The organism is Luteibacter anthropi (assembly GCF_023699965.1).
Lineage (GTDB): Bacteria > Pseudomonadota > Gammaproteobacteria > Xanthomonadales > Rhodanobacteraceae > Luteibacter > Luteibacter anthropi.
In genome coordinates, this window is sequence record NZ_CP077072.1 from 4,299,034 (window position 1) to 4,311,745 (window position 12,712).

12 protein-coding genes are annotated in these 12,712 nt (G+C 65.7%); 3 read left to right on the forward strand and 9 right to left on the reverse strand.

Going from position 1 to position 12,712, the window contains the following annotated elements; genetic code table 11:
* Both KR767_RS18200 and KR767_RS18205 read right to left on the reverse strand, forming a co-directional pair.
* A complete protein-coding gene (locus KR767_RS18200; RefSeq protein ID WP_166946826.1) occupies positions 1-1,533 on the reverse strand; it encodes an XrtA system polysaccharide chain length determinant in 1,533 nt (510 codons plus the stop codon).
* A gap of 33 nt (positions 1,534-1,566) precedes the next feature.
* Positions 1,567-2,190, reverse strand: coding sequence for an XrtA/PEP-CTERM system exopolysaccharide export protein (locus KR767_RS18205; protein ID WP_166946827.1), 624 nt, complete (start codon positions 2,188-2,190; stop codon positions 1,567-1,569).
* Positions 2,191-2,302: 112 nt separating this feature from the next.
* On the opposite strand from KR767_RS18205, the gene KR767_RS18210 reads away from it, so the two are divergent.
* Positions 2,303-3,049: a YdcF family protein gene (locus KR767_RS18210; protein WP_250877317.1), complete on the forward strand. Its 747-nt coding sequence runs from the start codon at positions 2,303-2,305 to the stop codon at positions 3,047-3,049.
* A gap of 108 nt (positions 3,050-3,157) precedes the next feature.
* Here KR767_RS18210 and KR767_RS18215 read toward each other — a convergent pair whose 3' ends face one another.
* Together KR767_RS18215 and KR767_RS18220 are read right to left on the reverse strand one after the other, a co-directional pair.
* Positions 3,158-3,472 (reverse strand): hypothetical protein, encoded by a 315-nt coding sequence (locus KR767_RS18215; RefSeq protein ID WP_166946829.1) that lies wholly within the window; start codon positions 3,470-3,472, stop codon positions 3,158-3,160.
* A gap of 76 nt (positions 3,473-3,548) precedes the next feature.
* Positions 3,549-3,989, reverse strand: a complete 441-nt coding sequence (locus KR767_RS18220) for a hypothetical protein (RefSeq protein ID WP_250877318.1) — start codon at positions 3,987-3,989, stop codon at positions 3,549-3,551.
* Positions 3,990-4,093: 104 nt separating this feature from the next.
* Between KR767_RS18220 and KR767_RS18225 the strand changes: the two genes are divergently transcribed.
* Positions 4,094-4,459, forward strand: coding sequence for a peptidase C13 (locus KR767_RS18225; protein WP_250877319.1), 366 nt, complete (start codon positions 4,094-4,096; stop codon positions 4,457-4,459).
* Positions 4,460-4,465: 6 nt separating this feature from the next.
* On the opposite strand, the gene KR767_RS18230 is transcribed toward KR767_RS18225, so the two are convergent.
* The 5 genes from KR767_RS18230 to ligA form a co-directional block, all read right to left on the reverse strand.
* Entirely contained in the window at positions 4,466-5,296 is an 831-nt protein-coding gene (locus KR767_RS18230) for an aldo/keto reductase (protein WP_166946831.1), read from the reverse strand.
* 743 nt (positions 5,297-6,039) lie between these two features.
* On the reverse strand, positions 6,040-7,299 hold the full coding sequence (ispG, locus tag KR767_RS18235; RefSeq protein WP_250877320.1) for a flavodoxin-dependent (E)-4-hydroxy-3-methylbut-2-enyl-diphosphate synthase: 1,260 nt from the start codon (positions 7,297-7,299) through the stop codon (positions 6,040-6,042).
* 54 nt (positions 7,300-7,353) lie between these two features.
* Positions 7,354-7,740 (reverse strand): SMU1112c/YaeR family gloxylase I-like metalloprotein, encoded by a 387-nt coding sequence (gloA2, locus tag KR767_RS18240; RefSeq protein ID WP_250877321.1) that lies wholly within the window; start codon positions 7,738-7,740, stop codon positions 7,354-7,356.
* 2 nt (positions 7,741-7,742) lie between these two features.
* Positions 7,743-8,696 (reverse strand): EF-P lysine aminoacylase EpmA, encoded by a 954-nt coding sequence (epmA, locus tag KR767_RS18245; RefSeq protein ID WP_250877322.1) that lies wholly within the window; start codon positions 8,694-8,696, stop codon positions 7,743-7,745.
* The gene (ligA, locus tag KR767_RS18250) at positions 8,693-11,077 is read right to left on the reverse strand and encodes an NAD-dependent DNA ligase LigA (RefSeq protein WP_250877323.1); all 2,385 of its coding nucleotides are present in this window, start codon (positions 11,075-11,077) and stop codon (positions 8,693-8,695) included. Before ligA ends, epmA begins: the two co-directional genes overlap by 4 nt.
* A gap of 111 nt (positions 11,078-11,188) precedes the next feature.
* On the opposite strand from ligA, the gene KR767_RS18255 reads away from it, so the two are divergent.
* Positions 11,189-12,655 carry an MFS transporter gene (locus KR767_RS18255; RefSeq protein ID WP_250877324.1) on the forward strand — a complete coding sequence of 489 codons (1,467 nt, stop codon included), beginning with the start codon at positions 11,189-11,191 and terminating at the stop codon, positions 12,653-12,655.
* Positions 12,656-12,712: the final 57 nt, after the last annotated feature.

Below are 12,712 nucleotides of genomic sequence, written 5' to 3' on the forward strand. Positions count from 1 at the left end.
TCAGCCCTTCATCCGGATAAGGAACAGCACCAGGTAAACCGCGGCGACACCCAGCACGATCAGCACCAGGGTCAGGTTGCGGACATGGTCCCGGCGACGGTCGCCGGGCGTGGGATAGAACGGCACGCTGGCCAGCACGGGATAGCCGATGGCCTTTTCCACCTGCGCTGCCGAGCGAACGCGGGGGTCGAAGCGCACCACCGCGAACAGCAGGCCGAAGGGAATGGCCAGTGAAAGCACCAGCCCGGCGATGCCGAAATGCAGGAAACGCAGGCCCGAAGGCACCAGTGGCAGGATCGCCGGGTTCTGCACGAGGAAGGTCAGGCCACGCTGTTCGGCATCGAGGTTCATCGACACGCGTGCGTTTTCACGACGCTTCAGCAGATCCTGGTAGACATCGCGGTTCACGGTGTAGTCGCGGGTCAGCTCCGCCGTGACGTTCTCGGAATTGGCGATGCGCTTGCTGCGTTCCAGTTCGGATTGCAGCATCGATTCGCTGGCCGACACGCGCGCGGCACTCGCAGCGGCATCGCCACGCACGGTGGCCAGCTGCACGCGCATCTGCTGGTAGACGGGGTTGAGCGTGGTGGCACGATCCACCGCCATGGGCGAACCGGCCACCCGCTGGGCATCGGCGGCCTGCATCTGCCGGCGCACGTCATCCATCTGGTGACGGATGCGCACCACATCGGGGTAATCCTCGGTGTAGTTGAGCAGCAGCTTGTCGAGCTGGCCTTGCAGGTCGGCCAGTTCCGTCTGGTAGATGCCGCCTACGGTCTGCACGGCATTCACTTCGGACTCGCCGCTCAGCTGGCCTGACAGTGCCGCTGCCTGCGACTGCTTCTGCATGTAATCCATGCGATTGGTTTCGATCTGAGTGCGCAGCTGGCTGATCCGCGAATTGGTGTCGATCTCGCTGCCGGGGCGTGCATCGGGATTCGCGTCGCGATAGGACTTCAGCTTGTCTTCGGCATCGGTGAGCTTGCCGCGATAGGCCTCGACCTGGCTGTTGATGAATTCATAGGCCTCGCGGCTCTCACGCTGCTTCGATGCCAGGCTTTCGCTGATGAAGAGCTGACCGAAAGCGCGCGTGACGTCGTAGGCACGGCGCGGCTCGGAATCGAAATAGCTGATGGTGATGAGGTTGTCGCTGTTGTTGACGATCTTCGTGCGCGACTTGATGCCTTCGATGATCTTGTCGTGCTCCAGCGGCGACAGCTTCGAGGCATCCCAGCCGCCCGTGGCCATCACCTGCTCCAGCACCTTGCGGCTGAAGATCACGTCGCGCGCGATGCCGGCACGGTTCTTGTTCGCCGTGGCGGTAGCGGCACCTTCCATCAATGGGGTGATGATGCTGGTTTCCTGGGCCAGGATCGTCACCGAGGCTTCATACTTCTTCGGCCACAAGAGGCCGATCGCCAGCGCCAGCAAGGCGATCACGGCGAAGGTCACGCCCATCGTCATCCGCCAGCGGCGCGCTTCGCCAGCCAGGGCGGGCAGCATGCCCGCGAACGGAACCAGTTCACCACTCATCGAAGACCCCTTGCACCCGTCTGCCGGGCTTCATCAGAAAGCGCGCTGTGGCACCGTGATCACATCGCCCGGTTGCACCGGGTAATTGCTGGCCAGGTCGCCCTGCTGGAGGATCTTCTCCAGGCGCACGGAATAAGACTGCGTCGTTCCGCCCGTGCCGTGCCGGTACAGCTCGGTGCGGTCGGGTGCGGCGAATTCGGTGGTGCCGCCAGCGGCCAGCACGGCATCAAGCACCGTCATGCCCTGGCGATATGGCACGGAAATGGGACTGCGCACGGCACCGGTCACGCGCACGCGAGACAGGTATTCGTGACTGCGCAGCTCGGTGAGGATCACCGCCACCTGCGGATCGCGGATGTATTGCGCGAGCTTCTGCTGGATCTCCGCCGCTACCTGGTCGGTACTGCGTCCGCCGGCGGCGACATCACCCACCAGCGGCACGGTGACCTTGCCATCCGGCCGCACGGGCACGCTCACGCTGAGATCCGGGTTATGCCAGACGGTGACCTGCAACTGATCGTCGACGCCGATCTGGTAGGCGTCCACCATCGTGGCGCTGGCGTCCTGTTTCGGAGGTGGAAGGCTGCTGCCTCCCGTGGCACAGGCGCCAAGCATGACGGCTGCGATGAGTACGGCGACGCGATCCCAACGCTTCATGACAACCACCTACCCCTGTGACTTCGCTCGACCGGTATCGTCTTTCCGATAGACCATGGCGTCCATTCGACAGCCCGCCTATGCCGTTCGACCGAAGGCGAAACAAAGGCAGATGCGAGACCCTGACCGCACATGGACTACCGGCAGTACCACTTTCGTCTTGGACTACGCGAGCCGACTTCTGCATCCCGCCATCCAGTCGCTGCTGCTTGGCGTGCTGGCGCTGGTCTTCATCGGCTGGCGACGACCCCGTGCGGGCGCAGCCTGCGCGGTCGTGGCGCTGGGGTGGATCTGGGTGGCTTCGACGCCTGCGTTTGCCTTGTGCCTGCGCGACGGATTGCTAGTGGCTTCACCGGTAGAGCCTGCGCGGGTGCAGGCCATCGTCGTGCTGGGCGGGGGGAAACTGCCGGTGATGACGATGCCGGCGGATAGCCGGGCTGGTACGGCGTTGCGGTTATGGACCGAAGGGGAGGCGCCACTCCTGCTCGCTTCCGGCCGGGACCAGGCCGATGACCTCATGCGGAGGTTCATCCGGGCGGGCGTGCCGGCCGTGGCGCTCAGGTCGGAAAGTGGCAGCGAGAATACACACGAGAATGCGATGGCGTCTGCGGCGATCCTGAAGGCCAACGGGGTCGACGCGATCGCGTTGGTAAGTTCGGATATTCATCTGCGCCGGGCCGCGGGGTGTTTCCGGCAGGCCGGGCTGGCGGTGAGGCCGGTGGCGGCAAACGAGGGGCATGGGCTGCTGGAGCATGCGCCGGCGTGGTTGCCAAGGCGGGATGCGTTGACGCTGACGGCGCGCAGCCTGCGGGAGTATGTGGCCGTGTGGGTTTATCGGCGGCGGGGGTGGCTGGGGTGAGGCGCCCGTCAGGAGGGTGACGGCGATGGGTGCGTTTCGTCTTTACCGGTCGCGCGCGAGGCGCGCTCCTACATAAGCACCCGTAGGGGACAACGCACCAACCTGCCGCTACTTGTCTTCCTTCTCAATCTGCAAGGTCGTCTTCCCATCCCGCCGGATCAGCCCCGGCCCGAACTGGGTCACCTTGGCATCCTTCAACACCACGGTGTAATCCTGCCGGCCGAAGGAAAAACGCGACGGCCGCCGGTCCAGCCAGCTCAACACCTCGTAGCCGATCATGGAACGATCGGAATCGGGCTTGCCCAGGCGATCGATGACCTCGTCACGGTCGGTGCCGACGTCGAGTTTCGACATCTTGCTCGTCATACCCTGGCACCCCGTGAGGGCCAAGGCGACGAGGGCCAGGGCGATCGCTCGTTTCATCCCAAATCCCCGCTGAATAAGGCATTCAGCGAATGTTAGCCCAGGCCCGCAGACACATGCGACCCCATGAAGAGGGTCAGCGGCTCGATGTAGGCGCGGGCGCCTGTCCCACGGGCTTGCCCTGGGTATCCAGCGGGCGGCCCTGAGCATCCACGCTATGACTGGCCGCATCGTCCACACGCTGCGTCACGCCCGTGGCGGGCTGCACCGGCGCCATGCCACGCTCCGTGGCACCTGCACTGGACACCGGGTGCACCGGGGCGGCCGCGGGATTGGGCTGGTCCGGATTCGCGGGCTGCGCCGGGCTGGGGGGCCTCACCGGCAGGCCTGGACGTGAAGGGCTCACGGGATGTGCCTGCTGGGCGGGTTGACCCGGCACACCAGGATGACCCGGTTGCACCTGCGGTGCAGGGCTACCCGGCGGAACAGGCTGCACACCGCCGGCCGGCGGCGCCTGCTGGGCCATGGCAGCACCGGCGATCAGCCCCGTCATCATCAGGGAAGCAAGGATGCGCATCGGCGTTCTCCATGCGCCGCGATGGCGACGCTTGACGTTCAGACCGTAAAAGCCACCATGTGAAGCCCCCGCCTGCCCGGCGTACCCGACCTGGAGACATCCGCATGCTGTTCGCGCTAGCCCTGGCCCTCGCCGCCGACCATGGATTCGACCAGCGCGTGCACGCCGCGAAAGCCCTGGAGACCAGGCCCGAAGGCAAAGCCTGGCAGGGCGCCCTGTGGGACCACATAGGCAATCCGGCCACCGACGCCCTGCGCAGCTGCATCCTGAGCAATGCACCGGCAGACAAGCGCCCCTTCACGCTCGTGGCTACCGTAGGCGCGGATGGCCGCAGCACCGAGGTGGCCGTGAGCCCGCAGACACCGGTAGCCGGCTGCTTCGCCGGCCAGTTCGCCACCTGGACCCTGCCGGTGCCCCCGAAGGCACCGGCACCCTATCCCATCGAGATCGACGTCACGATGGACAAGTAAGCCCGGTCAGCTGAGTTCGTCGGGATGCGGGCCCATGCGCTTGCCCGCATCGAGCTTCGCGATGGCGGCCATGTCCTCGTCGGACAGCTGGAAACCGAACACATCGATATTGGAGCGGATGCGCTCCGGCGTGGCCGACTTCGGGATCACCATGTGACCCAGCTGCACGTGCCAGCGCAGCACCACCTGGGCAGGCGACTTGTCGTGCTTCTTCGCCAGTGCCACCAGCGTGTCGTTCTTCAGCAGATCACCGCCCTGCCCCAGCGGGCTCCAGGCTTCGGTGATCACCTTGTGCTTGCGGTTGGCTGCGACGACATCGTTCTGCGCAAAATCCGGATGCACCTCGATCTGGTTCACCACGGGCGTGACGCCGGTTTCGCGGATGATGCGTTCGAGATGACCGGGCTGGAAGTTGGACACGCCGATGGAACGGATACGCCCTTCCTCGCGCAGGCGGATGAAGGCTTTCCAGGTATCCACGTAACGATCATGCTTCGGCACGGGCCAGTGGATGAGATACATGTCGAGATAATCGACGCCGAGCTTTTTCACGCTGACATCGAACGCGCGCAGGGTCGAGTCGAAACCCTGTTCGCTGTTCCACAATTTGGTGGTGAGGAAGATATCGCTGCGTGCCACGCCAGCGCGCTCGATGCCCTGGCGCACGCCTTCTTCATTTTTGTAGATGGCCGCGGTGTCGAGCGAGCGATAGCCTGATTTCAGCGCCGTATCGACGGCCCTGGCCGTTTCGTCATTCGGAATCTGGAAGACACCGAACCCAAGCTGCGGCGCCTTGTGGCCGTCATTGAGGTCGAGAAGCGGTACGGCATGCGTCATGCCAAGTCTCCTTCGTTGTATGCCATCCATCATCATGAAGCACCCCCCGCATGCAGACCGTGACGGTTATGTAGGAGCGTGCTTGCGCGCGACCGGCGAAACGGGAACGGTGATGGGCCGCGCCATGAACGGTCGCGCGCAGGCGCGCTCCTACAACGTATTCGCACCACGACCCCGTATCCCTGTAGGAGCGTGCTTGCGCGCGACCGGCGAAACGGGAACGGTGACGGGCCGCGCCATGAACGGTCGCGCGCAGGCGCGCTCCTACAACGCATTCGCACCACGACCCCGCATCCCTGTAGGAGCGCGCCTTGCGCGCGACCGGTGGAACGGGAGCGATGATGGGCCGTGCCATGAACGGTCGCGCGCAGGCGCGCTCCTACAATGTATTCGCACCACGACCCCGTATCCCTGTAGGAGCGCGCCTTGCGCGCGACCGGTGGAACGGGAGCGATGATGGGCCGCGCCATGAACGGTCGCGCGCAGGCGCGCTCCTACAACACGCCGCGATCACGATGGGCAGAGGCGGCCCCTGTCGCCTCTGCAACGCCACGTATGGGTGCCGATGCGAGGCTGATAGGCGAGCCCTTCCTACGGAGCGACGCACCACATGGGCTGGGTTCCTACGGAGCGCAACATCGCCGAGGCGATTGGCTCCCACACCTTCGGTAGGGAAGCCCCTTTCAGCTGGCGACGCAGCGTTTCAGACGGTCGCGCGCAAGGCGCGCTCCTACAGGATTTTTTTAGTCTTGGCGGGTGGCGTAGTGGGTTTCTACGTAGTTGTCGAGGATGGCGACGAATTCGTCGGCGATGTTGTCGCCGCGCAGGGTCAGGGACTTTTCGCCGTCGATGAAGACCGGTGCCGAAGGGGCTTCACCGTTGCCCGGCAGCGAGATGCCGATGTTCGCGTGCTTGGATTCGCCCGGGCCATTCACCACGCAGCCCATGACGGCCAGGGTGAGGTTCTCCACGCCGTCGTATTTCACGCGCCATTCCGGCATGCGCTCGCGCACATGGCCCTGCACCGTCTTCGCCAGCTCCTGGAAGAACTCGCTGGTGGTGCGGCCGCAACCCGGGCAGGCCGTGACCAGCGGCGTGAACGCGCGCAGGCCCATCGTCTGCAACAGCTCCTGCGCGACGATGACCTCTCCCGTGCGCGACTGGCCCGGTTCCGGCGTGAGCGAAATGCGGATGGTGTCGCCGATGCCTTCCTGCAACAGCACGGCCAGCGCGGCGCTGGACGCCGTGATGCCCTTGGAACCCATGCCGGCCTCGGTAAGGCCCAGGTGCAGCGCGTAATCGCCACGCCGGGCGAGATCGCGATACACCGCGATGAGCTCCTGCACCCCCGACACCTTGCACGACAGGATGATGCGGTCGCGCGGCAGGCCGAGATCCTCGGCGCGCGCCGCGGAATCCAGCGCGGAACGGATCAGGGCCTCACGGGCCACGTGACCGGCATCCCACGGACTCGCACGCTGCGAGTTTTCGTCCATCAGCGCCGCAACCATCGACTGGTCGAGCGAACCCCAGTTGGCGCCGATGCGCACGGGCTTGCCGTAGCGGATCGCCATCTCGATGATCGAGGCGAACTGGGCATCCTTCTTCTTGCCGAAGCCCACGTTGCCGGGGTTGATGCGGTACTTCGCCAGCGCCTCGGCGCAGGCCGGCTCGCCTTCGAGCAACTGGTGGCCGTTGTAGTGGAAGTCGCCGATGAGGGGCACCGAGACGCCCATCATGTCCAGTCGCTCGCGAATACGCGGCACCGCGGCGGCGGCGGCCGGCGTGTTCACGGTGATGCGCACCAGCTCGGAACCGGCACGGGCCAGCTCGGCCACCTGCTTCGCGGTGGATACCGGGTCTTCGGTATCCGTATTGGTCATCGACTGGACGACGACGGGCGCGCCGCCACCGACCTTCACGCGGTCGATTTCGACACCGGTGCTGGGACGGCGGGCGCCGGCTTCCGCGGGACGCGGGCGGCTGGAAAGGTCTTCGGTCATGTCCGGCATTTTAGCGCATCGGAATGACCGGCCGGCGACTCCGCAGGGCGCGGATCACGCCCTTTCGTACAGTTCCAGCGGCAGGTCGTCCGGGTCGGCGAAGAAGGTGAACCGCTGCCCGGTGTACTCATCCACCCGGATCGGTTCACAAACCACCCCACGGGCGGTCAGCGTGGCCACGGTGGCGTCGATATCGTCTACGGCGAAGGCCAGGTGGCGCAGGCCCTGGGCCTCGGGCCGGGACACCCGCGCCGGGGGCGACGGAAACGAGAACAGCTCAACCTGCACGCCCGGACTCACCTCCAGGTCGAGTTTCCAGGAGTCGCGGGCCTCGCGATACACCTCGTGGACGACCTTCAGGCCCAGGGTTTCGGTATAGAACGCCTTCGACCGCGTGTAGTCGGAGCAGATGATGGCGACATGATGGATGGCGCGGAGCATGGTCAGGCCTCGGAAAAAGGAAAAGCGAGCACGTCGGCGATGGCGTGGGTGTCGGCCAGCACCATGAGCAGGCGCTCCACACCCAGCGCCACGCCGGCGCAACCGGGCATGGCGTCGAGCACGGCCAGCAGGTTCTCGTCGATGGGCACCTCCGGCACACCCCGCTCGCGGCGTACGGCGTTGTCGCGTTCGAAGCGCGCGCGCTGCTCGGAGGCATCGTTGAGCTCGTGATAGCCATTGGCCACTTCATAACGGCCCACATAGGCCTCGAAGCGCTCGGCCACCGGTGGATCGTCGTGGCGGATACGCGCCAGCGCACACTGGCTGGCGGGAAAATCGGAAACAATGGTGATGCGGTCGCGCGGGAACGACGGCTGGATGCGATGGGTCATCAACAGGTCGAGCCAGTCGTCGCGACCCAGGCCCTCGCCATCGAGGCCGATATCGCCCAGTGTTTCCCGCAGCCGCTCCACCGAATCGGAGAGCGCGTCCACGCCCAGCGCATCGTGGAAGAGTCCGCGATACGTCGTCTCGACCACGTCGAACGTGCGTCCGGCCTGCAACAGCAACTGCTCCAGCAGGTCGATCACCTCGCGCGACAGGCGCGCATCGTCCCAGCCCACGCGGTACCACTCCAGCATGGTGAATTCGGGATTGTGCCGGCCACCGGCCTCGCCGTCGCGGAACACGCGGCCCAGTTCGTAGCAATCGCCCACGCCTGCCGCGAGCAGGCGCTTCAGCGGAAATTCGGGCGATGTACGAAGCCAGCGCTCGCGGGCGCCGGCATCCACGTGGCCCGAAAAACACGTGCTGAAACTCTGGATGTTCGGATCGGTGTTGCCTGCGGCGGACAGGATCGGCGTCTCCACTTCCAGCACGCCACGCGCCGCGAAAAACGCACGGATGCGTGCATAGGTATCCGCGCGCAGGCGCAGGTTTTTCAGCGCCTCGCTCACGGTGCAACTCCATGCGAGGCCAGCAACGCGATCAGGTCATCTTCGGTTTTTACGTCGATGCCGAGTTCGTTGGCCTTGTCGAGCTTGGAGCCGGCCGCTTCGCCCGCGAACACCGCCGTGGTTTTCTTCGACACCGAGCCTGCCACCTTGGCACCCAGCGATTCGAGCCGTTCGGTGGCGTCGTCGCGCTTGAGTGTCGCCATGGTGCCGGTGATCACGTAGGTGTGGCCTTCCAGCGGCAACGCCGATACGGATTTGGCTGGCAGCGCATCGAGCAATGCGCGCATGGCCTTGTCGTTGGCATGCAGTTCGGACGCATGGTCGGCCAGGTGAGCCGAAAGATTGGATGCCGCGGCCTGCGGCACGCCAGCGACGATCCACTGGTGTTCGCCCGCCTTGATGAGCGCATCGAGGCTGGCGTAGTTCTTCGCCAGGATCGCCGTGCTCTTGGGGCCCAGCTTCGATACGCGCGCCGAATCGAGCAGTACATCCAGGCCCAGGCGCTCGCGCAGCTTGGGCGATGGCTGGCCTTCGTCGGAGAAGGTGATGCCCGCCTTCAGCAGATCGTCCACCACCTTCTCGTTGCCTTGCTGCGCGAAGAACGCGGCGATGGATTTCGCCACTTCGTCACCGATATCCGGCAGCACGCGCAACACGGGGGCGGGTGTGCGACGGACCACCTTCAGCGAACCCAGCCATGTCGCCAGTGTCTTGGCCGTGCTCTCGCCGATATGCATGATGCCCAGTCCGAACAGAAAGCGCGGCAGCGTGGATTTCTTGCTGGCCTCGATGGACTCCACGAGGTTCTCGGCCCACTTGGTGGCCACCTTGCCCTGCTTCACCGTTTCCGGCGTGGTGCCGTCGCGCTCGTCGGCGCGGCGCTTCATGTCGACGAAACGCTCCACGGTGAGCGCATACAGGTCGGCCGGCGTCTTCACCATGTCGAACTCGACCAGCGCATCGACGAAGCGGTCGCCCAGGCCGTCGATATCCATCGCACGACGCGAGGCAAAGTGGATGATCGCCTCCTTGCGCTGCGCGGCGCAGATCAATCCACCGGAACACCGGTAAGCCGCCGCCCCCTCTTCGCGCAGCAGGGCCGAACCGCAGACCGGACACGTGGCGGGCATGGCCCAGGCCACGGTCTTCGCCGGACGGCGCTCTTCCACCACGCGGGCAACCTCGGGAATCACGTCACCAGCGCGACGCACGATCACCGTATCGCCTACGCGCACGTCGAGGCGAGCCACCTGGTCGGCGTTGTGCAGCGTGGCATTGGTGACGGTGACACCACCCACCTGCACGGGGGCAAGACGGGCCACGGGCGTGGCGGCACCCGTGCGGCCGATCTGGATCTCGATGCCCTCGACCGTGGTCATCTGCTCCTGCGCGGGATATTTGTGGGCGATGGCCCAGCGCGGTGCGCGCGAAACGAAACCCATCTCCTGCTGGCCTTCGTAGTCGTCGAGCTTATAGACCACGCCATCGATGTCGTAAGGCAGGCTGTCGCGTTTCTCGCCGATGCGGCGGAAATAACGGATGAGGCCTTCGAAGCCCTTCGCCGTGGATACCTCGGGCGATACCGGAAAACCCCATTCGCGCAGCTTCGCCAGCGTGTCCGAGTGAGTGTCGGGCAGTTCGCCGCCTTCCACGCGGCCCACCGCATAGGCGAAGAAGGCCAGCGGACGCTTCGCCGTTACCGCCGGATCGAGCTGGCGCAGCGAGCCTGCGGCGCCGTTGCGCGGGTTGGCCAGGGGCTTGTCACCGGCCTCGCGGGCGCGTTCGTTGAAAGCCTCGAAAGCGGCGCGCGGCATGATGACCTCGCCGCGCACTTCCAGCACGCGCGGCCAGTCGTTGCCGCGCAAGCGCAACGGCACGGCTTTCACCGTGCGCAGGTTGGCGGTGACATCTTCACCCACGGCACCATCGCCGCGCGTGGCGCCCTGCACGAAGACACCGTCCTGGTAGAGAAGGCTGATGGCGAGGCCATCGAGCTTGGGCTCGACCGAGAACACTGGCTGCGCCCGACCCAGTGTCTGCTCGATGCGACGCTCGAAGTCGGCCACTTCGCGATATTTTTCGCGATCGGTGTTGCCCTCCTGCTCGAACGCGTTGCCCAGCGACAGCATGGGCACGGCATGCGTGACTTCGGCAAAGCCGCCATGCGCACGGGCACCCACCCGGCGCGTGGGCGAATCCAGCACGGCCAGATCGGCGTACTGGCGCTCCAGTGCCTCCAGCTCGCGCATGAGACGGTCGTACTCGGCATCGCTGATGTCCGGCTCGTCGAGCACGTGGTAGCGGTAGTTCGCATCTTCGATGCGGCGACGCAGGTCGGCGGCGCGTTCGACGGCTTCGACGGGAGCGATGGCTTGGGACATGTGGAGGATCCGTGATGGATGCGTCTGGCGGAGACAACCGACAACTGTCGGCCGATGTCGTTCCAAATGCAAGGGAGCCGATGAGCCGTGTGGGCTATAATGCCCGGTACCATGCCCCTCGACGACGTCATCGACAATCCCGACCGAACCGACGTACACCCGCTTCCCTCCGACCGGCCGGCACTCGCACCCGCTCAACCGTCCAGCCGGGCGCGTTACCGGGGGCTTATCTGGCTGGTCTCGGCCGCCTTCTTCATGCAGGCGCTGGATTCCACCATCGTGAACACCGCCGTGCCGGCCATCGCCGGCGCGCTGGATGTCACGCCGCTGAGCATGCGCACCGCCCTCACCTGCTACGTGCTGACGCTGGCCGTGTTCATCCCGATGAGTCCCTGGCTGTGCGACCGCTTCGGCACGCGCCGCGTATTCGGCGGGGCGATTCTCGTGTTCTCGCTGGGCTCGCTGCTGTGCGGCCTGGCGCAGAGCCTGCCGCAGCTTGTGATGGCGCGCGTGATCCAGGGGCTGGGCGGTGCGGCGCTGATGCCCGTGGGGCGCTATGTGCTGGTGCGCAGCATCGACCGGCGCGAATTCGTCAGCTCCATGACTACCGTCGCCACCTTCGGCCTGCTGGGTTCGGTGTTCGGGCCCTTGCTGGGCGGTGCGCTGGTGGAGTTCACCAACTGGCGGCTGATCTTCCTCATCAACGTGCCGGTTGGCATCGTGGGCCTGCTGCTGAATCGCCGCGAGATGCCGGAGTACCGCCTCGATCGCGCGAACCCTTTCGACACCTTCGGCTTCCTCCTGTTTGCCGGCGCCTCTGCACTGATGCTCATGGCCGCGGAAACGGCGGGCGGTGATGGCCACTGGTTCATGGTGGGCGGTTATGCCCTCGCCTCGATCGGCCTCGGCGCGCTGTATGCGCGACACAGCCGGCGCGTGGCGCATCCGGTGAGCGACCTCTCTTTGCTGCGCGTGCGCAGCGTGTGGGTGTCGCTGGCCGGCAACCTGTTCACCCGGCTGGGCGTGTCGGGCATGTACCTGCTGCTGGTGCTGTTTCTGCAGATCGGCTGCGGCTGGTCACCACTGGCGGCCGGCATGATGATGGTGCCGCAGGCGCTGGGCTCCATCGCCGTGAAGCCCTTCATCGACCGCCTGCTCACCCGCTTCGGCTACCGTCGCCTGCTGCTGGGCAACACCATCGGCGTGGCGATCGTGCTGTGTGGCTTCGCCCTGCTCTCGCCTGCCTCGCCCACCTGGCTCATCGCCTCGTACGTGGGCGTGTACGGCGCCATCATGTCGATCCAGTACACCTCGATGAACACGCTGGCCTACGTGGACCTCGATGTCCGCTACGCCTCGCAGGCCTCGTCGATGGCATCCACGGCGCAATACCTGTCGATGAGCTTCGGCATCGCCATGGCCTCGCTGCTCATGGCCGGCTTCCTCGACAATCGCGATGCCGGTGCCTATGTGCACGCCTTCCGCTGGTCCGTGGTCATCCTGGGCATGATCACGCTGGCCGCCAGCTGGATCTTCAGCCGCCTGCGCGACACGCGGCCGGAGACGACTCCCGGCTGACCCGCTTCACGGGTTACTCTCGGAACCGGCGCACCTCCTGCGCCGCTGTTCCGGGAC

Excerpts from the sequence above, each read along its gene's own strand:
- ligA (WP_250877323.1), bottom strand. The coding sequence starts at position 11,077 with ATGTCCCAAGCCATCGCTCCCGTCGAAGCCGTCGAACGCGCCGCCGAC.
- KR767_RS18230 (WP_166946831.1), bottom strand. The coding sequence starts at position 5,296 with ATGACGCATGCCGTACCGCTTCTCGACCTCAATGACGGCCACAAGGCG.
- KR767_RS18200 (WP_166946826.1), bottom strand. The coding sequence starts at position 1,533 with ATGAGTGGTGAACTGGTTCCGTTCGCGGGCATGCTGCCCGCCCTGGCT.
- gloA2 (WP_250877321.1), bottom strand. The coding sequence starts at position 7,740 with ATGCTCCGCGCCATCCATCATGTCGCCATCATCTGCTCCGACTACACG.
- KR767_RS18220 (WP_250877318.1), bottom strand. The coding sequence starts at position 3,989 with ATGCGCATCCTTGCTTCCCTGATGATGACGGGGCTGATCGCCGGTGCT.
- KR767_RS18225 (WP_250877319.1), top strand. The coding sequence starts at position 4,094 with ATGCTGTTCGCGCTAGCCCTGGCCCTCGCCGCCGACCATGGATTCGAC.
- KR767_RS18205 (WP_166946827.1), bottom strand. The coding sequence starts at position 2,190 with ATGAAGCGTTGGGATCGCGTCGCCGTACTCATCGCAGCCGTCATGCTT.
- KR767_RS18215 (WP_166946829.1), bottom strand. The coding sequence starts at position 3,472 with ATGAAACGAGCGATCGCCCTGGCCCTCGTCGCCTTGGCCCTCACGGGG.
- KR767_RS18255 (WP_250877324.1), top strand. The coding sequence starts at position 11,189 with ATGCCCCTCGACGACGTCATCGACAATCCCGACCGAACCGACGTACAC.
- KR767_RS18210 (WP_250877317.1), top strand. The coding sequence starts at position 2,303 with ATGCGAGACCCTGACCGCACATGGACTACCGGCAGTACCACTTTCGTC.
- ispG (WP_250877320.1), bottom strand. The coding sequence starts at position 7,299 with ATGACCGAAGACCTTTCCAGCCGCCCGCGTCCCGCGGAAGCCGGCGCC.